The sequence below is a fragment of the Xanthomonas sp. NCPPB 1826 genome, from assembly GCF_056725285.1.
The window spans coordinates 3,429,672-3,450,945 of the sequence record NZ_CM161521.1; the positions used below are offsets into that span (position 1 = coordinate 3,429,672).

20 protein-coding genes are annotated in these 21,274 nt (G+C 66.6%); 5 read left to right on the top strand and 15 right to left on the bottom strand.

The genetic code is table 11. The features are described 5' to 3' along the window. Position 1: 1 nt before the first annotated feature. The 3 genes from AC1PLA_RS14505 to AC1PLA_RS14515 all read right to left on the bottom strand — a co-directional run bounded on the left by AC1PLA_RS14505 (position 2) and on the right by AC1PLA_RS14515 (position 3,160). Positions 2-952 carry an FAD binding domain-containing protein gene (locus AC1PLA_RS14505; RefSeq protein ID WP_481104826.1) on the bottom strand — a complete coding sequence of 317 codons (951 nt, stop codon included), beginning with the start codon at positions 950-952 and terminating at the stop codon, positions 2-4. Further along, the gene (gene paoA / locus AC1PLA_RS14510) at positions 949-1,599 is read right to left on the bottom strand and encodes an aldehyde dehydrogenase iron-sulfur subunit PaoA (protein WP_024939376.1); all 651 of its coding nucleotides are present in this window, start codon (positions 1,597-1,599) and stop codon (positions 949-951) included. The genes AC1PLA_RS14505 and paoA overlap by 4 nt, the downstream gene beginning before the upstream one ends. A 553-nt stretch (positions 1,600-2,152) precedes the next feature. Further along, on the bottom strand, positions 2,153-3,160 hold the full coding sequence (locus AC1PLA_RS14515) for a zinc-dependent alcohol dehydrogenase family protein (protein WP_228599848.1): 1,008 nt from the start codon (positions 3,158-3,160) through the stop codon (positions 2,153-2,155). A gap of 271 nt (positions 3,161-3,431) precedes the next feature. On the opposite strand from AC1PLA_RS14515, the gene AC1PLA_RS14520 reads away from it, so the two are divergent. Beyond that, positions 3,432-4,937 carry a sensor domain-containing diguanylate cyclase gene (locus AC1PLA_RS14520; RefSeq protein ID WP_228599849.1) on the top strand — a complete coding sequence of 502 codons (1,506 nt, stop codon included), beginning with the start codon at positions 3,432-3,434 and terminating at the stop codon, positions 4,935-4,937. A gap of 297 nt (positions 4,938-5,234) precedes the next feature. Here AC1PLA_RS14520 and AC1PLA_RS14525 read toward each other — a convergent pair whose 3' ends face one another. After that, entirely contained in the window at positions 5,235-5,759 is a 525-nt protein-coding gene (locus AC1PLA_RS14525) for a single-stranded DNA-binding protein (RefSeq protein WP_016902371.1), read from the bottom strand. Between the two features lie 273 nt (positions 5,760-6,032). On the opposite strand from AC1PLA_RS14525, the gene AC1PLA_RS14530 reads away from it, so the two are divergent. After that, positions 6,033-7,031, top strand: coding sequence for a polyprenyl synthetase family protein (locus tag AC1PLA_RS14530; RefSeq protein ID WP_411758225.1), 999 nt, complete (start codon positions 6,033-6,035; stop codon positions 7,029-7,031). A gap of 269 nt (positions 7,032-7,300) precedes the next feature. Here AC1PLA_RS14530 and AC1PLA_RS14535 read toward each other — a convergent pair whose 3' ends face one another. The 5 genes from AC1PLA_RS14535 to AC1PLA_RS14555 all read right to left on the bottom strand — a co-directional run bounded on the left by AC1PLA_RS14535 (position 7,301) and on the right by AC1PLA_RS14555 (position 14,054). Then, a complete protein-coding gene (locus AC1PLA_RS14535; RefSeq protein WP_047129048.1) occupies positions 7,301-8,101 on the bottom strand; it encodes a dienelactone hydrolase family protein in 801 nt (266 codons plus the stop codon). A 159-nt stretch (positions 8,102-8,260) separates the two neighbouring features. Further along, positions 8,261-9,670 carry a UDP-N-acetylmuramoyl-L-alanine--D-glutamate ligase gene (gene murD, locus AC1PLA_RS14540; RefSeq protein WP_481104827.1) on the bottom strand — a complete coding sequence of 470 codons (1,410 nt, stop codon included), beginning with the start codon at positions 9,668-9,670 and terminating at the stop codon, positions 8,261-8,263. Then, positions 9,651-11,006: a UDP-N-acetyl-alpha-D-muramoyl-L-alanyl-L-glutamate epimerase gene (gene murL / locus AC1PLA_RS14545; RefSeq protein WP_047129050.1), complete on the bottom strand. Its 1,356-nt coding sequence runs from the start codon at positions 11,004-11,006 to the stop codon at positions 9,651-9,653. The genes murD and murL overlap by 20 nt, the downstream gene beginning before the upstream one ends. Further along, entirely contained in the window at positions 11,003-11,461 is a 459-nt protein-coding gene (locus AC1PLA_RS14550; protein WP_047129051.1) for a membrane protein, read from the bottom strand. The genes murL and AC1PLA_RS14550 overlap by 4 nt, the downstream gene beginning before the upstream one ends. After that, positions 11,445-14,054 carry a bifunctional aspartate kinase/diaminopimelate decarboxylase gene (locus AC1PLA_RS14555; RefSeq protein ID WP_016902365.1) on the bottom strand — a complete coding sequence of 870 codons (2,610 nt, stop codon included), beginning with the start codon at positions 14,052-14,054 and terminating at the stop codon, positions 11,445-11,447. The genes AC1PLA_RS14550 and AC1PLA_RS14555 overlap by 17 nt, the downstream gene beginning before the upstream one ends. Before the next feature lie 184 nt (positions 14,055-14,238). Between AC1PLA_RS14555 and AC1PLA_RS14560 the strand changes: the two genes are divergently transcribed. After that, positions 14,239-15,117, top strand: coding sequence for a PhzF family phenazine biosynthesis protein (locus AC1PLA_RS14560; protein ID WP_349779823.1), 879 nt, complete (start codon positions 14,239-14,241; stop codon positions 15,115-15,117). Positions 15,118-15,148: 31 nt separating this feature from the next. Further along, a complete protein-coding gene (locus AC1PLA_RS14565) occupies positions 15,149-16,030 on the top strand; it encodes a PhzF family phenazine biosynthesis protein (RefSeq protein WP_039513838.1) in 882 nt (293 codons plus the stop codon). 127 nt (positions 16,031-16,157) lie between these two features. Here the strand turns inward: AC1PLA_RS14565 and AC1PLA_RS14570 are convergent, their stop codons facing one another. The 5 genes from AC1PLA_RS14570 to AC1PLA_RS14590 form a co-directional block, all read right to left on the bottom strand. Then, positions 16,158-16,754 (bottom strand): glycine zipper 2TM domain-containing protein, encoded by a 597-nt coding sequence (locus tag AC1PLA_RS14570; RefSeq protein WP_349779824.1) that lies wholly within the window; start codon positions 16,752-16,754, stop codon positions 16,158-16,160. Between the two features lie 145 nt (positions 16,755-16,899). Beyond that, complete coding sequence (locus AC1PLA_RS14575; RefSeq protein WP_126965878.1) at positions 16,900-17,340, bottom strand: OsmC family protein; 441 nt, start codon at positions 17,338-17,340, stop codon at positions 16,900-16,902. A gap of 210 nt (positions 17,341-17,550) precedes the next feature. Next, the gene (locus tag AC1PLA_RS14580; RefSeq protein ID WP_039526216.1) at positions 17,551-18,498 is read right to left on the bottom strand and encodes an aspartate carbamoyltransferase catalytic subunit; all 948 of its coding nucleotides are present in this window, start codon (positions 18,496-18,498) and stop codon (positions 17,551-17,553) included. 15 nt (positions 18,499-18,513) lie between these two features. Beyond that, entirely contained in the window at positions 18,514-18,981 is a 468-nt protein-coding gene (ruvX, locus tag AC1PLA_RS14585) for a Holliday junction resolvase RuvX (RefSeq protein ID WP_104573639.1), read from the bottom strand. After that, positions 18,974-19,540: a YqgE/AlgH family protein gene (locus AC1PLA_RS14590; RefSeq protein WP_011051924.1), complete on the bottom strand. Its 567-nt coding sequence runs from the start codon at positions 19,538-19,540 to the stop codon at positions 18,974-18,976. The genes ruvX and AC1PLA_RS14590 overlap by 8 nt, the downstream gene beginning before the upstream one ends. A gap of 334 nt (positions 19,541-19,874) precedes the next feature. Between AC1PLA_RS14590 and AC1PLA_RS14595 the strand changes: the two genes are divergently transcribed. Beyond that, a complete protein-coding gene (locus AC1PLA_RS14595; RefSeq protein ID WP_349779825.1) occupies positions 19,875-20,420 on the top strand; it encodes a DNA-3-methyladenine glycosylase I in 546 nt (181 codons plus the stop codon). A gap of 136 nt (positions 20,421-20,556) precedes the next feature. Here the strand turns inward: AC1PLA_RS14595 and AC1PLA_RS14600 are convergent, their stop codons facing one another. Continuing rightward, complete coding sequence (locus AC1PLA_RS14600; RefSeq protein WP_349779927.1) at positions 20,557-21,231, bottom strand: YitT family protein; 675 nt, start codon at positions 21,229-21,231, stop codon at positions 20,557-20,559. Between the last annotated feature and the right edge of the window lie 43 nt (positions 21,232-21,274).

The following is a 21,274-nucleotide window of genomic DNA, read 5'->3' on the forward strand; positions in this document are numbered from 1 at the left end:
GTCAGGCCCTCGTGTCGGCCAGGATCGCGGTCAAGGTGCGCTCAACCAGCGGCAGCTTGAAGGCGTTGTGTTCGGTGGGTTGTGCGCCGTCGAGCAGCACGGAGGCAATCGCACGTGCGCCCTGACGCGACTGTGCTTCGGCCGCCTCGCTGCGCCACGGCTTGTGGGCGACACCGCCGACGCCGACCCGCACGCTGCCATCGCGTTGCACGACTGCTGCAACCGACACCAGGGCGAATGCGTAGGAGGCGCGGTCGCGCACCTTGCGGTAGACATGCGTGCCGCCGAGCGGCTTGGGCAGGCTCACCGCGGTGATCAGTTCGCCGCGTTCCAGCACGGTCTCCAGGTGCGGCGTCTTGCCGGGTGCACGGTAGAACTCGGACAACGGCACCGCACGCCTCTGTCCATCCGGACGCACCGTTTCGACCACCGCGTCCAGCACGCGCATGGCAATGGCCATATCGCTGGGATGGGTGGCGATGCACTCCTCGCTCACGCCGATCACCGCCAACTGCCGGTTGAAGCCACCGATCGCCGCGCAACCGCTGCCCGGCAGGCGCTTGTTGCAAGGCTGGTTGGTGTCGTAGAAATACGGGCAACGCGTACGCTGCAGCAGATTGCCTGCGGTGGTGGCGCGGTTGCGCAGTTGTCCCGACGCACCTGCCAGCAATGCGCGCGACAGCACGGCGTAATCGCGACGCACACGGGCATCGGCTGCCAGATCGGTATTGCGCACCAGGGCGCCGATGCGCAGGCCGCCATCCGGCGTCTCTTCGATGGTGTCCAGGCTCAGCCCGTTGACATCGATCAGGTGCGAGGGCGTCTCGATCTGCAGCTTCATCAGATCGAGCAGGTTTGTGCCGCCGGCGATGAACTTGGCACCCGGCTGGCGTGCCGCCTTGGCCGCAGCGTCGGCAGGTGAGGTCGCACGCTCATAGCTAAACGCCTTCATGCGCGCTCTCCCGCAACATCATTGATCGCATCGACGATGTTGGAATACGCACCGCAGCGGCAGATGTTGCCGCTCATGCGCTCCTGCAATTCCGGCGTGGTGAGCCTGGTCTTGGCGGTCAGATCGTCGGTGACATGGCTGGGAATGCCGCGCTTGACTTCGTCCAGCACCGCCACCGCCGAACAGATCTGGCCGGGCGTGCAATAGCCGCACTGATATCCATCGTGCTTGACGAAGGCCGCCTGCATCGGATGCAACTTGTCCGGCGTGCCCAGGCCTTCGATGGTTGTGATCTTGCCGCCCTGATGCATCACCGCCAGCGACAGGCAGGAATTCATCCGCTGCCCATCGACGATGACGGTGCAGGCACCGCATTGGCCATGATCGCAGCCTTTCTTGGTGCCGGTCAGATGCAGGTGTTCGCGCAGGGCATCTAGCAAGGTGGTGCGATTGTCCAGGGTCAGCGTCACCGGCTTGCCGTTGACTTCGAATGCGACCTGGCTCGATGCGTTGGCAGGCTCGACTGCCTGCCGCTGCGACATCGCATTGGCTGCAGTGGCGGCCATCGACTGGGTTGCGGCAACGCTGGCTGCCGACGCCGTGCCAGCGATCAGTACCTCGCGACGGGTCATCTTGATATCTCTCATGGCTGGCATCTCCAACAATGCTGGCTTATACAGTTCTTAAATAATGTGCAGCGCGGCCGGTCACAATCGCGTGAGCATGCGGCGAGTGTGTGCGGGCGCGAATCGGCGGTATGGCCTGATTCTAGAGGCGCTGCAGGCGGGCATTGACGGCATGGACTGCATGCGCCTATGAAACGCGCTCATCATTGTTGGAATGGGTTGCGTACTCGCTGCACAACGATCGTGTGTGCTGCAGGCAGCTCGCGTTTGGCAGCGCGCCTCAGGTTCTTGAAATGGTTCGAGACCTTTCCATGTGCTGACAACGACGATGTCATCTGCGTCAGCGCACTTGCTTCGGTCTCCACCACGCGGTGCTTGTCTTCCGAATCCGGATGCGTTGCATCGAAAACATCCGGACGCGAACGACCGCTCTTGAGCGGCGGCCAGCGCGTGGCGATCGGCCGTCAGCTGAGTGTGGATAGCGTGGAGTTGCAGCGTGCACGAGTGACACCTGACGATCCCACACAGCGGCCGCGCCCGCCTCACGGCAAGCGCGGCGCGTTTTCGACCGCTCCTAGAATTCCAGCACGATCTTGCCCAGATGGCCGCCCGCCTGCTGCAGCGCGAAGGCCTCGGCGATATCGTCGAGCGCGAAGGCGCGATCGATCACCGGCCGCAGCGGCAACGCATCCAGTGCACGCACCAGCTGCTGTTGATGCGTGCGACTGCCGACCACCAGCCCCTGCAGGCGCTGCTGCCGGCCCATCATTTCCGCGGTCGGCACCGGGCCCGCGGCACCGGTCAACACGCCGATCAAGGCGATATGCCCGCCAACCCGCGCAGCGCGGATCGATTGCGCCAACGTGCCCGGCCCACCGACCTCGACCACGTGATCCACGCCGCGGCCATTGGTGATCTCCAGCACCTGCGCCGACCACTCGGCATGCTGTCGATAATTGATGACATGGTCTGCGCCCAGTGCACGCGCCTTGGCCAGTTTCTCGTCGGACGACGATGTCGCGATGACGGTGGCACCCATCGCCTTGGCGAACTGCAATGCAAAGATCGATACGCCGCCGGTGCCGAGCACCAGCACGCTGTCGCCGGCCTTGAGTCCGCCGTTGACCACCAGGGCGCGCCATGCGGTGACGCCGGCCGTGGTCAGGGTCGCCGCTTCGGCATGGCTGTAGCCGGCCGGGGCGTGTGTGAACGCATGGGCGGCGGCCACCACCGCAGAGCGTGCATAGCCATCGACGCCATCGCCGGGCGTGGTGGCAAAGCCGGCATGCAGCGGCTCGCCATCCAGCCACTCGGGGAAGAAGGTGGACACCACATGATCGCCAACGGCGAACTCATCCACCTCAGGCCCGACGGCCTCGACCACGCCGGCACCGTCGGACATGGGGATACGGCCCTCAGCGGTCGGCATCTGCCCTGACACCACGCCAAGGTCATGGAAATTCAACGAGCTTGCATGCAGCCGCACCCTGATCTGACCGCGTGCCGGCTGCCCGGGGTCGGGCAAGGCAACACCATGTAATGCATTCAGGCCTGCAGGCTGAGCTAAACGAATCGCGCGCATGGGGCGCTCCTTGCTGTGATCGATCTTCGGGATAACACGCCGGGCGTTATCCGCATGCAGTCGAGCTGGCTTTGGACTCCGTTATGAGCTGGTGATCCTCGCAGCATCGAGCACGGTGATGAGAGCAGGCGGGACAGCAGCGCAGTCGCACGCTGGGTGAGCTGCCGTACAACGCATGAGGCATCAATCACAGATCGGCATTGCGCCACATGATGCAAACGATTCCACGCGGCGCCCACGGCTAAGCTGGCACGGCGGTTGCAACGTCCTGATGTCCAGACAGGTAACTCACGTGACATCACCCGGCAAGCGGCGACGGCAACGAGCACAACGCATCGCGTTGCACTTTGTGCTGAGCATTTCGTGCCTGCTGCTGCTTGGTTCGGAATACTGGTCCATCCACGACGAGCGCACGAGTGCCCTGCGTACCGCCGAAGCGCAATCGTTGAACCTCGCCAATTCGCTGGCGCAGCATGCCAGCGACACCCTGACGATCGCCGACGCCGTGCTGTCGGGGCTGGTTTCGCGGGTGGAGCACGACCAGGGCTCGGCCAGCGCGCGACTGGTCATGCATGACTTCCTGGTGCATGAAGCGCGTCGCTCGGACCGGCTGCATGGCATCTTCATCTATGCGGCCGACGGCAATTGGGTGAGTTCGTCACTGGACAGCACGCCCAGGAAACACAACAACGCCGATCGCGCCTATTTCAAATATCACCGCGATCATCGCGACGCCTTGTCGCTGGTCGGGCCGCCGGTGCAGAGCCGCTCCGATGGCAGTTGGGTGCTCACCTTGAGCCGGCGCCTCAACACCCCCCGCGGCGAATTTGCCGGCGTGGTCCTGGTCACGCTGCAACTGAAGTATTTCCAGAACTACTACAGCACCTTCGAGGTCGGCCCGAACGGCACCATCGGCATGACCAATGACGACGGCATCGTGCTGGTACGCCGGCCCGACAAACCGGGCGTGATCGGCACCTCGATCGCAGGCACCTCGATCTACGTCGCCATGCGCGCGCGCAGGCATGGCACTGCCACCTATCGTTCGCCGATCGACGGCGTGGAGCGCATTTCCAGTTTCGCGCCAGCGCAGGCCTATCCATTGACCGTATTGACCGGGGTCGCGGTCGATGATGCATTGGCCAACTGGCGGCAATCCGTGCGCCAGCGGATCGTGATCGCCGCACTGGGATGCGCGTTACTGCTGGGCGTCGGCATCTGGCTGGATCTGCAGTTACGCCGCATGCATCGCAACGAGGACAAGCTCAGCTCCGAAGCCTGGATAGATGCACTCACCGGCATTGCCAACCGTCGTGCGTTCGACCACCGGCTCTCGCGTGCCTTGCAGCAGGCTGTGCATCGACAGGCACCGCTGTCGGTGCTGATGATCGATGTCGATCATTTCAAGCTCTATAACGACACTTATGGCCACGTCAACGGCGACGCCTGCCTGCGCCTGGTCGCAGGCGCGATTGCCGGTTGCTCACGGCGCAGCGAAGACATTGCCGCGCGCTACGGCGGCGAAGAGTTCGGCATGATCCTGCCGCAGACAGATGCCGCCGGCGCACTGCGGCTGGCCGACGCAATCCGCAGCGCCGTCGCCGGGCTCGGGCTGATGCACCTGTCCAGCCCGACCAGCGCGCACGTCACCGTCAGCGTCGGCGTAGCGACGTTCGAACCGGGCGAAACGCCACGCACCCCGGATGCCTTCGTGCACGACGCCGACTCGGCCTTGTATCGCGCCAAGCAGAACGGCCGCGACCGGACGTCGGCGTAGCGCAACTGGTAGTAAAAACTGCGCGCAACTCCAGGTGGGCGCGGCCCATGTCCGGAATCGGTGTGTGGCAGGCAGACACACCATGGGTGCGCGGCGTTCTCAGCGACCTGACGATTGCGAGCGAAGTGTTGTTAGCCAGACTTGGTCGAGATTGGTGAGCGGAGCCGTCGTACCGACCAGGCCTGCGCGTCCAGGGAGCTTCGGAACAGCCCGGCCTGCGTCGATGCAATCAGCGACCGGCAAGCAAAAGGCCCGCGCGATGCGGGCCTTCTGAATGACAAGCAGGCTGGCTGCCGATCAGAACGGGATATCGTCGTCGGCAAAATCGTCCATCGGCGGTGCCGACTGCTGCTGGGCCGGCTGCTGACGACGCGGGGCGTAATCCTGACCGCCGCCCTGACCACCACCGCCACCGCCTTGCTGCTGGCGCGGAGCCTGGCTGCGCTGCGGGCGATCGCCGCCCATGCCGCCACCACCGCCGCCTTCGCCACGGCCGCCGAGCATCTGCATCTCATTGGCGACGATGTCGGTGCTGTACTTCTCCACGCCGTCCTGGCCGGTGTACTTGTCGTAACGCAGCTCGCCTTCGACGTACACCTGCGAGCCCTTGCGCAAGTACTCGCCGGCGATCTCGCCCAACTTGCCGAAGAACACCACGCGGTGCCACTCGGTGCGCTCCTGGTTGTTGCCATCGCGGTCCTTGCGCATGCTGGTGGTGGCCAGACTCACGCGCGTGATCGCCATGCCGGCCTGGGTGTACTTGGTGTCGGGATCGTTGCCGAGGTTGCCGACGAGGATGACTTTGTTGATGCCGCGGGCCATAGATGCTTCCGAGATGGTGCGCCGGCGCCAATGGGCGCGGCGGTGAATGTCTTGGTGCCAATGTTACCGCACCTGCCGGCCACGGTCCCGGCGGATCGCCGCAGCGCCGGGCCGGGGAATGCCGCGCCGGCAGGTCGGAATCCGGGCGCTCGCCGACAGGCCCGACGCTGGCGCCGCAAGGGTTTGCGGCCACTCCGGAGGCCTTCGGACACGGCCAGCGGGACGGATCTGGCCCAGACACCTATAATCGGCGCACATCACGAACGCCTGCGCATGACCATCGCCGAAGACCTCCCCACCGTCCTGGGCCTGCCCCAGATCCAGTCCCTCGCCGCGCCCGACATGGCCGCGGTCGACGCGCTGATCCGTCGCCGTCTGGCCTCGGATGTCGTGCTGATCAACCAGATCGCCGATCACATCATCTCCGCCGGCGGCAAACGCCTGCGGCCGATGCTGGTGATGCTGGCCGGCCACGCCGCTGGCGGCTCCGGCCCGGAGCACCATCAACTGGCGGCGATCATCGAGTTCATCCACACCTCCACATTGCTGCACGACGACGTGGTGGACGAATCGGACCTGCGCCGCGGGCGCAGCACCGCCAATGCGCTATGGGGCAACGCGCCCAGCGTGCTGGTCGGCGATTTCCTGTATTCGCGCAGCTTTCAGTTGATGGTGGAGCTGGATCGCATGGAAGTCATGCAGATCCTGGCCGACACCACCAACCGCATCGCCGAAGGCGAGGTGCTGCAGCTGCTGCACGTGCACAACCCCGACACCGACGAAGCCGCCTACCTGCGCGTGATCGAGCGCAAGACCGCGGTGCTGTTTGCCGCCGGCACCCGCCTGGGCGCGCTGGCCTCGGGCGCGGATGCGCAGGTGCAGCAGCGCCTGTACGACTACGGCATGCAGTTGGGCTTTGCCTTCCAGATTGCCGACGACGTGCTCGACTACGCTGCCGACGCCGCGGACCTGGGCAAGAACCTGGGCGACGACCTGGCCGAAGGCAAGGCGACCCTGCCGCTGATCCACGCCATGGCGCACTCGGATGCGGGCACCCGGCAGCGCCTGCGCCAGATCGTCGAACAAGGCGATGCGAGCGCAATGCCCGAAGTGCTGGCGGCGATTCACGCCACCGGCGGCCTGGATTACAGCCGCCAGCGTGCCGCCGAATATGCCGCCGCTGCCGAACAGGCGCTGGACACGTTGCCGCCCAGCCCCGCAGTTGCCGCATTGCGCGGCCTGGCGCGCTATGCGGTGCAACGCACGCATTGAGCCGGGCGGCGGCAGGTTCGCCTGCCGCGCTCACTGAACGGGCTGACAGCCGACGGTCACCCTCGCCTTTCCGGCGAAAACGCTGCCGCAACCCATGCCAGGGTTGCGGCGCCTTGTCACACGGCCTCTGAACGCATCACACACCGACGCTGCGTGCGCGATCCGATCCATGTTCGGATCGGCACCTCGCTCCCGCACCGCATGTCCGCGCGCCGTCCGCCACATCCGACGGCCGCCAGTGCGGCGGTCACCCGCCTCTGGCTACCTCATCAATCGCCAAAGCGTTCGTCGAAGAAATCGCCGAGCATGCGGTAGGCACGCTTCGCCGCACGCGGGTTGTACAGGCAGCCTGGCGGGCTGTTGGCATCGGCTTCGGCAAAGCAATGCACCGCACCGCTGAAATTGACGAACTGCCAGTCCGCGCCAGCCGCATTCATCTCGGTTTCGAAGGCGGCGATGTCCGCTTTGCTTACGCTCTTGTCGTCGGCGCCATTGAGTACCAGCAGCGGCGTCCTGGCCGAGCCGGCCGCCGCCGGGCTGGGCGTAGCGATGCCACCGTGCAGGCTGACCACACCGGCCAGTTGCGCACCGGCGCGCACCAGCTCCAGCACCGTGGTGCCGCCGAAGCAGAACCCCACCGCACCGATGCGTGATGCATCCAGCGGCGCCTTGCCGGCCTGCGCCTTGAGTACATCCACCGCCTTCAGCGCGCGGGCGCGCAACGTCGGCGGGTCCTTCTTCAGCGCACCGGCAAACTGCCCGGCCTCACTGTCGTTGGCCGGACGTTTGCCCTTGCCGTAGACGTCGGCAACCAGCACCACGTAGTCGTCGCCGGCCAGTTGCTTGGCCTTGGTGACCGCCGAATCGTTGACGCCGCGCCAGTTCGGCACCATCACCAGCCCTGGGCGCTTGGCGGCACCGGCGTCGTCGTAGACCAGCACACCGCTGAAGGTGTCCTTGCCGACCGTCCATTCCAGCGGCTTGGCCTGCATCGCTGCCGCAGCGGGCAACGCCAGCGACGCCAAGACACCGAACAACCCAACGCCACGCCATCTCCATTGCTTGTGCATGTGCCTGCTCCCGGGAAGGTCCGGCGAGTGTAGGCGCTGCCGCCGTGCAGGCCGGGTCAGCGTGGATGCCGACGGACCGATCGCATCGGCTTTTTGCCAAGGCCGTCGAAAAAACCCGGTGCGGATGGCGCCGTCGCTCCGCGCGCGCGCAACGCAGCGCTACTGCACGCCCAAGCCGGGAATCGCGCTGATCGCCGCCGGATCGAACCCGGCCAACTGGGCGAAATGGCGGCCGCGCGCGACATAGTCGCTATAGGCGCCGAAGCTGGGCGCACCCGGCGACAGCAGCACCACGCCGCCCTGCTCGCCCAGCGCCTGGCGCGCCAGCCGCATCGCGTGCTCCAAGTCGTCGGCAGCATGCAGGCCGAAGCGACCGCTCGCGGCCAGCGGCGCCAGCAACGCATGGATCCGCGGCCCGTTCGCGCCCATGGTGACGATTTCCAGCGGCGCCTGCTGCGCCATCTGCGCGGCAAAATCCTGCCAGTCCAGCCCGCGATCGTGGCCACCGACCAGCAAGGCCACGCGGCGTTGCGCAAAGCAGGCCAGCGCCGCCAGTGAGGCATGCGGGGTGGTGCTGATGGAGTCGTTGACGTAGCTGATGCCGTCCACGCTGCCGAGCAGCTGCAGGCGGTTCGGCAACGGGCGGAAGCTCGCTGCGGCCGGCGCCAGCGCCGCCGCGTCCAGCCCCAGGGCTTCCAGCGCTGCCAGCACCGCGCACAGGTTGCGCCGATTGTGTTCACCGGGCAGCGGCACGTTGGCGGTGTCGAACACCGGCTGCTCGCCGCGATACACCACATCGCCGCGCAGATGCCAGCCATCGGGATGGTTGAACCAACGCACCTCGCTGTCGGGCAACTGCAGCTGGGTCAGATGCGGATCGGCGGCATTGAGCAAGGCAATGTGCGGGCGGCCTTCGGTGACCAGCGCCAGCTTGTCGCGCACGTAGCGCGCCTCATCGCCATGCCAGTCCAGATGCTCGGGAAACAGGTTCAGCACCAGCGCCAATTCCGGACGCGCGCCGCTGCGCCCCACTTCGCCGGTCTGGTAGCTGGACAGCTCGATCGCCCAATAGCCCGGCGGCGGTTGCGGCGCCAGCACTTCCAGCAAGGGTTGGCCGATATTGCCGACCAGGGCGGTGCGATGGCCGGCCGCACGCAGCAGATGCGCCAGCAGCGCGGTGGTGGTGCTCTTGCCCTTGGTGCCGGTGACGCAGATGGCGCCAGGCACATAACCATCAGGCTGCGCATGCTCGGCAAACCACAACGCGGTGCCGCCGATGAATTGCGTGCCGTGCTCGGTTGCGGCGGTGTGCGCCTCGGGGCGATACGGGCTGATGCCGGGCGATTTCACCACCACATCGAACTGACCTAGCGCCTGCGCACTGGCATCGGTTTCCACATGCAACGCAGCATCGGCCAGCGTCTCGAGCTCGCGCGCTTCGTCGGCGTTGCAGAACACCGTCAGCGTTTGCGTCGGCAACGCGGCGCGCAGTGCGCGATACGCGGCGCGTCCTTCGCGCCCCCAGCCCCATAACGCAACCGCCTTGCCCTCAAGCTGCGAAATTCGCACGCACGCGCTCCCACAGCGCCGACGGAATCCGGTGTTCGCCGTCGATGGCCAGCAACGGCTCCAGCTGCAGCGCCTGCTGGTCCAGCTGCGGCTGGATCTCGCGGATGAAACGCAGCACCAGCGCGTCCTCCTTCCATTCGGCACGGCTGGCCAGCACCGCCATTGCCGCGCGCGATTCGCGCCCTTCACCGACGCATTCGAACGGCTTGTGGTCCTGGAATTCCAGCAGCGCATCGTAGCCGCCGGCCTGGGTTGCATCGTCGAGCAGATTGCGCCCGAAGATCTTGACCAGCCGCGTCTTGGGCATGAAGGGTGCCAATGCCAGGAACACGAAATGGCACTTCGGGCAGACCCCGCACCAGCGATGCACGGGGCGCTCGCCCATGATGTGGAAGTTGCGGTTGCAGCTGGAAAAATGCGCGTCGTAGTGATCGGTCTTGGCGAACTGGCGCGCCACCGCCAGCTCCGACAACGGCCGCAGCAGCGAGTAATAGCGCAGGTCGGCCGCTACGTGCCGCTGCACGTAATCGCCGAACGCCTGCTCGAACGCCCAGCCCTTGGACCACTGGTGATTGACCTCGCCGGTGCCGGGAATCTGGCTGCCGTAACTGGCCGAACGTTCGTTGGAAAACACCACCTGGTCCACGCCATTGAGCAAGGCCGACAACACCAGGATGGCCGAGTTCACCGCAGTGACCGGGATATGCCCGTTCCAGGCGCCCTGGCGATTGAGCTCGAACAATTCCGGCGCCAGCACGCGGCCGATATTGAGCACCGGCAGACCGGTGCGCTCGGCGCAGGCCCGGATCAGCTGCGAGCCGCCGATCCAGCTGACGGTTTGGTCGATGCCGGCATGCCGCAGCGCTTCGATGCTGACCAGCGAATCCTTGCCGCCACCGATCGCAACCAGGGCGTGCTCGCGCAGGCCCAACGCCGGCGCATCGCCGGCAGCCGGTGCAGCCACCGGCAAGTGGATCTTGCCGTGCAGGTTCAAGCCATTGCGATAGGCGAACTCGCCCAGGCCGTGCAGGTAGACGCTTTCCACCAGCGCAGCGGTATCGGCATCGATGCTGTAGCTGTCGATGGCAATGGTTGGCGGCACTGCGGCCTTGTAGTAACTCACGCCCGCGATGAGGTGCAGCAACTGCAAGGCCTGTTGCACGGCGGCGGCACGCGCGCCGTCCAGCACGAATGGCGCGCCGGGCACGGCAACGGTTTCCACAAGTTCCGGCCCCTGATCGAAGGCATACACCAGCGTCGCCACGCCGGTCTGCGCGTCGAGTGCGCAACGCACGAAACGGAAGGTGGAAATCTGGTGTTTGTCGAAAGCGCTCATGGACTACCTGCAGGAACACGTACGCGACGCAGATAACGCCGGCACAGGACATATTCAATCATGGAAAACGGCACCGCAGCCCACAGCAGCGGCAGGCAACCGAACAGCACTGCCAGCAACAGCACATCCAGACGTGCAGCCGTGGTATCGCCGGACACCGCGAAGGCAACGGCGAGATACAGCGCCACCACCGGCACATAACTCAGCGCGCTCAACAGCACCGTGCGCACTGCCATCCCGCCGCTGCGACGCGTGGGACCGCGCGCATCGCGCCGACGTTGCCAACGCCCAGCCAACCACGCGCCGATACCGGCAGCGACCAGCGCGGGCAGCGCCCATTTGAAGGTGTCGCTCCACGGCATGCCCAGGCTCACTTGCTGGAGCGCGGTGGCGAACACGATCGCAGCGCCACCGGCCAGCGTACTGAGTGCAATGAACTCAGCCTGCGGGCGCATCGATCACCTCTTCGCGCGGCAATTCGCGCTGGTTGTAAGTGCTGGCCATCGAGTAACCGTAGGCACCGGCATCGGCCAGCAGCATCACATCGCCCGGCGCGGTGGCGGCAGGCAGACGACGGCGCTTGCCGAACACATCGGAGGATTCGCAGATCGGCCCGACGATATCGAAGCTGCCATCGGCCGGCGCATCAAGCTGGCTGAGGTTTTCGATGTCGTGCCAGGCGTCGTACAGCGCGGGGCGGATCAGCGTGTTCATGCCCGCATCCAGGCCCACGCGCTGCACGCCGTCCTTCTCGATCACCTGGGTCACCTGCGCCAGCAGCACGCCGGCTTCGGCCACCAGGTAGCGGCCCGGCTCGATCGCCAGCCGGTAGCCCGGATGCACCGCCTTGACCTCAGCCAGGCCCTTGGCCCACAGCTCCAGATCGAACGGTTCGTCCTCGGCGCTGTACGGAATCGGCAGGCCGCCACCGATATCGATGGTCTCCACCGTGCCGATGCGGCGCGCGAAGCCGGCCAGTTCGTCGTACATCATGCGCCAGTGTTCGCCGGTCTCCACGCCACTGCCCAGGTGCGCATGCACGCCGGTGATGGTGACCTCCAGCGTGCGCGCCACTTCCACGAACTCATCCACGCGCGTGGACGACAAGCCGAACTTGGACGCCTTGCCGCCGGTGTTGACCTTCTCGTGATGCCCGTCGCCATGCCCCAGATCGATGCGCAGCCACACGTTGCGGCCACGGAACACCTCCGGCCAGCGCCGCAATGCTTCGACGTTGTCCACGGTGACGGTCACGCCCAGCGCAAATCCGGCTTCGTATTCGGCCTTGGGCGCGAAACTCGGGGTGAACAGCACGCGCCGCGGCGACAGCTCGGGCAAGGTATCGAACACGCGGCGCAGCTCGCCGTGCGAGACGCACTCCAGCCCGAACCCGGCCTGTTCCAGCGCCATCAGGATCGCCGGATGCGCATTGGCCTTGATCGCGTAATAGCGCTGATCCACCGCCGCAATCTGCGCCAGCGCCTGCGCCCGCGCACGCACCGTGGGCAGGTGATAGACGTAACGCGGCGTGCCGGCCTTTGACAGTGTCAGCAGGTGCGCGCGCTCGGCATGCCACCACGGCGTGGGCCGCGGCCGCACCGAGCCGATGATCTCGCGCCAGCGCGGCCCGAACACCTCGCCTTCGCTCACCGGCATCGCACCGCTGTCGATCAGTTCCGCATGCAGGATCGGCAGCAGGCCATCGGCATCGGCTTCGTCGATCACGAAGGTCAGATTCAGGTCGTTGGACGACTGCGAGATCATGTGCACACGCTCCTGCCCGAACGTGGCCCACACGTCGGAGAGCTTGTGCAGCAGCGAACGCATGCCGCGCCCGACCAGGGTGATCGCCGCACACGGCACGATGATCTTGACCTTGCAGATCTGCGACAGATCGGCCGACAACGCCGCCAGCACATCGGTGTTGACCAGGTTCTCGGACGGGTCCAGCGACACGGTGACATTGGTCTCGGCCGAACCGATCAGGTCCACCGACAGGCCATGCTTCTTGAACAGCGTAAACACATCGGCCAGGAAGCCCACCTGCTGCCACATGCCGATGCCTTCCATCGACACCAGCACGATGCCGTTGCGCCGGCTGATCGCCTTGACGCCCGGCACCGGCTCGGCATTGCCGTCGATGCTGGTGCCGGGCAGATCGGGGCGCTCGGTATCCAGGATCGCCATCGGCACGCCGGAATCGCGGCATGGCTTGATCGAACGCGGATGCAGCACCTTGGCACCGGTGGTGGCGATTTCCTGCGCCTCGTAATAGTCCAGGCGGGTCAGCAGCCGCGCGTCCGGCACGTCCTTGGGATTGGCGCTGAACATGCCGGGCACATCGGTCCAGATTTCCACCCGGCTGGCACCGAGCAGCGCACCGAAATACGCCGCCGAGGTATCCGAACCGCCACGCCCCAGGATCGCAGTGCCGCCATCGGCGTGCCGCGAAATGAAGCCCTGGGTGATCAACAGGCGCGTGGGCTGCGCATCGAAACGCGCGCGCCAGTCGGCGTCGGACTGCCACTGGCAGGACACCGACAGGCGCTTGGACCATTCGCTTTGATTTGGCTGCGGCGGCAGCGCCGACAGCCACTGGCGCGCATCCAGCCAGCCCATATCCAGGCCGCTGGCATGCAGATACGCCGCACCGATAGTGGAAGACAGCAACTCGCCCTGCCCCAGCACCTCGGCCTGCCAGTCCAACGTGCGCGTTGCCGCGCGCGCGTCGCCGATCAATGCATGCAGCGCGGCAAGGCGCTCGCCCAGCACTGCATCGGCATCCAGCTCCAGCTCGGCCAGGAACTCGCGATGACGCTGCTCCAGCGCTGCCACGCGTTGCGCGCTGTCGGCAGCGCCATCGGCAATCGCCGTGAGTTCGTTGGTCACGCCCGACAGCGCGGACACCACCACCAGCACGCGGCCGCCGGTCTCGTTGGCCCGTTTGCTCGCCAGTTTTCCAATCGTGTCCCAGCGATGACGACGCGACACCGAGGTGCCGCCGAACTTGAGGACGATCCAACGATCGGTAGAGTGGGGAGCTGACATGGAGATAGGCGTTTAGGATGAGGGGGAAGACGCCCGGTACGCCGGGCGGAACCTCCGATTCTACTGCCAATGCCGCCCGCATGACCCCGTGTACGGTCACAGCCCGCCGGCGGCCACGGCCATCACCGCAACGGTTTGCGCTGCAACCATCGACGCGCCCTCCATCGACCGAGATCCATGCCCCATGAGCAAGCACCGTTACCTGCAACTGGATGTGTTCGGCGGCCAGGACGGCCACGGCAATCCGTTGGGCGTGGTCCTCAACGCGCAGACGTTGTCGTCGGAGCAGATGCAGCAGATGGCCGCCTGGCTGAACCTGTCGGAGACGATCTTTTTCCTGCCGGTCAGCGCGCCCGATGCGGATTACCACATCCGTATCTTCACGCCACGCGCCGAGCTGCCGTTCGCCGGCCATCCCAGCGTCGGAGCTGCGTGGGCGGCGGCAACGCACGGGCTGGTGGCGTTCAAGCCTGATGGCCGGATGCGCCAGCAATGCGCTGCCGGCGTGCTGCCTGTAGAGGTGATCGACCGGCATGGCGCCGTGCTGGTGCGGCTGCGGGCACCGCGTGCGCAAGCAGTCGAAACCGGCGATGCGCATGTTGCGGCATTGCACGAGGCCTGCGCCGGCCTGCGCATGGCCGAACGCCCGGCCGCACTGTGGAACAACGGCCCCGGCTGGTGGCTGCTGGAACTGGCCGACGCGCAGGCGGTACGCCAGGCGATGCCCGATCTGGCGGCGATCAGCCGCCTGACCCAGGCCAGCGCAGCCACCGGCCTGGCCATCTACGCCCCGCAGGCCAATGGCGGTGCGGACCTGGTGGTGCGCGCCTTCTGCCCCGGCGACGGCATCCCGGAAGATCCGGTCACCGGCAGCGCCAACGCCTGCATTGCCGCGCGCCTGCACGGCGAAGGCCGCGTGCCCGGCCAGGCGTCGCGCTATGTCGCCAGCCAGGGGCGCGAAGTCGGCCGCGACGGCCGTGTGCACGTGGAGGTGGATCACGAAGGCGAAGTCTGGATCGGCGGAACGACCAGGCAAGTGATCGAAGGCCGCATCGATTGGTAAGCTGCCGCGCCCTGTTCGCGGAGCCGCCACCATGACCACCCGCCGTTTCCTGCAACTGGATGTGTTCTCCGCCCGCCCCGGCAGCGGCAACCCGCTGGCGGTGGTGCTGGATGCCCAAGGCCTGGACGATGCCGCGATGCAGGCCATCGCACGCTGGACCAAGCTGCCGGAGACCACCTTCGTGTTTGCAGCGCCGGATGCGCACAGCAGCTATCGGCTGCGGATGTTTTCCCCGCAAAAGGAAGTTCCGTTTGCCGGCCACCCCAGCGTCGGCACCGCCCACGCGGTGCTGGAAGCCGGCCTGGCCGCACCCGACGACGGCGTGCTGATCCAGGATGGCATCGCCGGCCAGCTGCCGCTGCGCGTGGAGCAGATCGCAGGCCACCGCAGCATCGCCATCCGCACCCCGCGTGCGCGCGTGGCCGAGCAGGTGGAGGCCGACGACCCGCGCCTGCGCGATGCGGTGCGCGGCTGGCCACTCGGCAGCCTGCCGCCCGCCTTGATGGACGGCGGCCGCACCTGGTGGGTGGTGGAACTGGCCAGCGAAGCGGCGCTGCGCGGCCTGCAGCCGGATTGGGACGCGATCGCCGCGCTGGCCGAATCCACCGGCAGCATGGGCGTGTTCGCCTATGCCCGCGCCGCAGCGCCCGGTGCCTACGATCTGGCGGTGCGCGCCTTTGTCGGCAATGGTCGGCGCTTCGAAGATGCCGCCTCCGGCGCGGCCAATGCAGTGCTCGCCGCCTGGCTGGACAGTCGCCAGGCATTGCCGGGCAAGGAACGTCGCTACGTGGTCAGCCAGGGCCGCGAGATCGGCTTCGACGCCTTGCTGGAATTGCGCATCGACGCCAATGGCGATGTGTGGTCTGGCGGCCAGGTGCAGACGGTGATCCGCGGCACGCTGGATTGGGCGTGATCGCGCCTGATCCCGCAGGCTGAAGAGTGCCTGCGCGGAAACAAGAAACGCTGCGGTCGCCCGTAGCGTTTTTTCATTCAACCGGCGGATGTCGATCGCCTGACCGCAGCGTGCGGCACCGCAGCGGTCAGTCCGGGCGCACGTCCACGCGCACGCGGATGCGGTCGCCGGGGTTGTAGTCGCTACGCGTGTGGTAGGTGCGGCCCGCGTATTCGTAGGTCACGTCATAGCCATCGACACGATCGCGTTCGCGCCGGTAGGACACCGGCTCGCAGACGCTGACATTGCCCTGGTAGTTGCGATTATTGGCTTCGTAGATCGAGCGGCCCGCTGCGACGCCGGCCATGGTGCCGACGGCGGTGCCGACCAGGCGGCCATTGCCACCACCGACCTGGCTACCAAGCACCGCACCGGCGATACCGCCGATCACGCTGGCCACGCCACGGTTGGACACACCGGCCTGGCCATAGCTGCCGCCATCGCGGTAGTAGCCGTCGTTGCTGGTGTAGTAGCCATCTGCCGGGCGGTTGTAGCAGCGTTCGCTGCTGCGCTCGTTATACGAATCGGTCACGATGATCGGGTCCACGCGCACTACCCGCGCATATTCGTAACGACCATCCTCATAGCTGCCACGTCCGTCGTAGCCGCTGTCATAGCGCTGCGCCGTTGCATTGCCTGCAACTGCCAGACCCATCACCAGAGCACCAAGCACAAGAGTTTTCATTGCAGCAGCTTCACAGGGAGGACACGCTGCCGATGCTCGGCCTGCGCCAGTGAAACCGCCCTGAACCAACCCGCCCTTGCAAAGCCCTATTCAGGTCGCCGCCAGCTGCGTGCGCCGGCAACCATCGCCGGCGCACGCAAGGGGATCACGCCTGGTTGGAAAATTCGCTTTCCAGACTGATCGGCACGGCGCTCAGCGCCTTGGACACCGGGCAGTTCTTCTTCGCGGTGTCGGCCAGTTCGCGGAACTTGGCTTCGTCGATCCCTGGCACCACGGCCTTGAGCTTGAGGCGGATCTGCGACAGCTGCGGGCCGCCTTCCATCGACAGATCCACGTCTGCGCGCGTCTCCAGCGAGGTCGGCGGAAAACCGGCTTCGCTCAGTTGTGCCGACAGCGCCATGGTGAAGCAGCCGGCGTGGGCGGCGGCAATCAGCTCTTCTGGGTTGGTGCCTTTCTCGTCGCCGAAGCGGCTGCTGAAGGCGTAGCGGGTCTTGTCCATCAGCCCGCTTTGCGGCGTGCTGAGCTGGCCCTTGCCGGTCTTGAGGTCGCCTTCCCAGTGAGCGGTGGCGTGACGCGAAATACCCATTGCGATCTCCTGCGATGAAAGGAGCTGCCACGATAGGCGAGTGGATGTTATGGCGTGGTGGCTGGAATCGGGAATCGGGAATCGGGAATCGTAAGAGCAGGGGGAGCGCGCGTTGTGATGGTAAGGCTTTTGGATGCGTCTGCGCGAAGACGCTCAGCCGGCGGCGACCGCGACCGCAGTGTGGGTGCGCGGTCGCGTCGCCGGGCTCGCTCAACCCAGCAGGGTTTCCAGTACGGCCATGCGCACCGCCACGCCGTTGGCGACCTGGCGCAGCACGCACGATTGCGCGCCGTCGGCGACTTCGTCGGTGATTTCCACGCCGCGGTTGATCGGGCCCGGATGCAGCACGGCAGCGTCGCGGCCGGCGCGTGCCAGGCGCTCGCGGGTGAGCCCGTAGTCGGCGTGGTATTGCTCCAGCGACGGCACCAGGCCTTCTTCCATGCGCTCGCGCTGCAGCCGCAGCATCATCAAGGCGTCGGCACCTTCCAGCATGGCGTCGAAGTCCTGGCCGACCACGCAACCATCCAGCATGTCGTCGTCGGGCAGCAGGCTGGCCGGACCGCAGACGCGGATCTCGCCGGCGCCCAGCGTGCGCAGTGCATGCAGGTCCGAGCGCGCAACGCGTGAGTGCTTCACGTCACCGACAATCACCACCTTGAGCTTGGAAAAATCGGTGCCCTTGGCCTGGCGCAGGGTGAGCATGTCGAGCAGGCCCTGGGTGGGATGCGAACTGCGTCCGTCACCGGCGTTGATCAAGGCAGTGCCCTCGCCTGCGGCCGCGGCCAGCGCTTCCACCGCACCGTCGTCGGGATGGCGCACCACGAAGCCGCGTACGCCCATCGCCTCGAGATTCTTCAGCGTGTCGCGCGCGGTCTCGCCCTTGCGGGTGGACGAGGTGGAGGCATCGAAGTTGAGCACGTCCGCGCCTAGTCGCTGCGCAGCCAGATGAAACGAGCTGCGCGTGCGCGTGGACGGTTCAAAGAACAGCGTGCACACCGCGGTGCCAGCGAGCACGCTGCGCTTGCCCACGCGCCCCACCGCCGCATCGCGGATCTGGCCGGCACGATCAAGCAGCTGCAGCAGCGTGGTGCGCGGCAGTCCTTCCAGGGTGAGCAGGTGGCGCAGGCGTCCGTCCGAATCGAGTTGCATGGTGGTCATCGCAGGTCGGGAGTGTCAGGGAAGAAGAGTGGCCTGGTCGGGCGCAGCCAACCAGCGTTCGACGATCACCGCGGCCGCCATCGCGTCCAGCGCCTCGGCATCGCGGCGGCGCTTGCGCCCGTCGGCGCGCTCGCGCGCGAAGCGCTGCGCGGCTTCGACCGAACTGGAGCGCTCGTCGATCAGCACCACCGGCAGCGCATAGCGCTCGCGCAGTTGGCGGGCGAAGGCATGCGCGCGCTTGCGTGCGGGCTGGTCCTTGTCGTCCAGGGTCAGCGGGTCGCCGACCACCAGGCCGTCGGGACGCCATTGCTTGTGCACGCGATCCAGCGCGACCCAGTCCGGGCCACTGGCATGCACATTGATGACGGCAACTGCACGCGCACCGGCGCCGAGCGCAGTGCCGATGGCCACGCCGATGCGGCGCGATCCCACGTCGAAGCCCAGCACCGTGCCATCCGGGCGGATCGCGCCCGCCTCAGGCATGCCCGGAATAATCCGTCAGCCGGAACAGGTCCACGCCGATGCGCCCGGCAGCGGTCTGCCAGCGATCTTCCAGCGCGGTGGCGAACAGCACATTGGCGTCCGACGGCGCGGTCAGCCAGCTGTTCTCGCCCAGTTCGAATTCCAGCTGACCCGCCCCCCAGCCGGCACAGCCCAGCGCCACCAGCGCATTGCGCGGGCCTTCGCCGGCCGCCATGGCTTCGAGAATGTCGCGCGAGGTGGTCAGATAGACGCCCTGCCCCACTTCCAGGCTGGAATCCCAGTCGCGCGCATCGTCGTGGATGACGAAACCGCGTTCCGGATGTACCGGCCCGCCGCTGAGCACGATCTGCTCGCGCAGGTGCTCGTCGACGGTGTCGATGCCCATTTGCGACAGGACCTCGCCCAGCGTGTATTCGGAGGGCCGGTTGACCAGCACGCCCATGGCGCCGTTCTCGTCGTGCTGGCAGATCAGCGCGACGCTGCGCGAAAAGGTGGGATCGGACAGCGCCGGAAGCGCGATCAGCAGTTGGTTGGCCAGAGGCGTGGGCAAAACAGACATGGCCGCATTCTAGCCGTTCGCTTCGCCGCGCGCAGAGCCGCTGCCATACTTGCTGCATGCGCGCGGCACCGGACTGCCGATGCTGCCGATGGACAGCGGCCTCGCAGACGCCGCCGGTGGCACCCGGCAGGCAAGGCCGACCCGTTCAGATTGCTGGCGGCTGCGCGGCGCGGACCTCGAGGCTGCGCCGTGCTGCGATCGATCTGCTACGGCACCGCAGTCGATGCGTGCACCCACGCGTCGCTGTTCGGTCGCTATCGTGGCGGGCCGGACTCCCGGCCTTCGCGCCGGCCGCTGCTCCACCTACACCTGCTACATCCACAACAGGCATCTCATGAGCGGCTACTGCAGCATCGCCCCCGGGCATCCGGTCCACGGGCACTACCATGATCACGAATACGGCTTTCCGCAGCGCGAGGAGCGCGAGCTGTTTGAGCGCCTGGTGCTGGAGATCAATCAGGCCGGGCTGAGTTGGGAAACCATCCTGCGCAAGCGCAGCAACTTCCAGCGCGCCTACGACGGCTTCGACGTGGACACGGTGGCCGCCTATGGCGAGAGCGACATTGCGCGGCTGCTCGGCGATGCCGGCATCATCCGCAACCGGTTGAAGGTGCTGGCGGCCATCCACAATGCGCAGGTCATCCAGCAGTTACGCGCCTCGCACGGCAGTTTCGCGCAATGGCTGGATGCACAGCATCCGCTCGACAAAGCCGCCTGGGTCAAGCTGTTCAAGAAGACCTTCCGCTTCACCGGTGGCGAGATCACCGGCGAGTTCCTGATGAGCCTGGGCTACCTGCCCGGCGCGCACCATGCCGGTTGCCCGGTGTTCGCGCGCATCCAGGCGCTGTCGCCGCCGTGGATGCGCAACGGCACCGTCTAGCGGCAACGTCGGCGCGCACACGCCGGCAAGCAGCCGCACGGCGCATGGCGGCAGCGGCAATGCGCAACATGCCGCCTCGACGTGCCGCGTAGCGGCCGAGCGCAGCTAGATCAACGGCGCCCGATAACGCGCTGGATCACACGCCCATATACCGATGCGGGCGGTGATTGAACATCAGCACCAGGCTCAGCATCAATGCGCCCAGCGCCGAGTACAGCACCTTTTCAGGGGTGAGGACGCTGAAGGCGACCAGCATCAGCATCGCATCGAAACTCATCTGCACCTTGCCGGCGCTCCAGCCGCGCTCGCGCTGCAGGTACACCGCCAGGATGCCGATGCCGCCCAGGCTGCCGCGATGGCGGATGAAGAACAGGATGCCCAGGCCCGCCAGCGCGCCGCCGACGATCGCCGAAAACAGCGTGCTGATGTGCGCGTAATCGGCCCAGCGCGGCAGCAGGTCGGTGAGCGCACCGCAGGCACCCACCGCGGCAAAGGTCTTCAGGGTGAATTCCCAGCCCATGCGGCGCACGCTCAGCCAATAGAACGGCAGGTTGACCAGCACGAACACCAGGCCGAAGTTCCAGTGCAGCGCGTAATGCAGCAGGAACGCCACGCCGGCCATGCCGCCGATCATCAGGCCGCCCTTGGCGAAGATCGCCAGGCCCAGCGAGGCGACCAGCGTCGCCAGCACCATGCCCTGCACGTCCTCGGCCACCGAGTGATGAAACGCGTGATCGTCGGCTGAGGTGCCGGCCGAATCCGGTGGCGGCGTCAACGGACCGGAAGTCATCACTGTGCCGTCGTCGGGCAACGGCTGTTGCTCCGGACGGAGATCGGAATCGGGAAGGCTCACG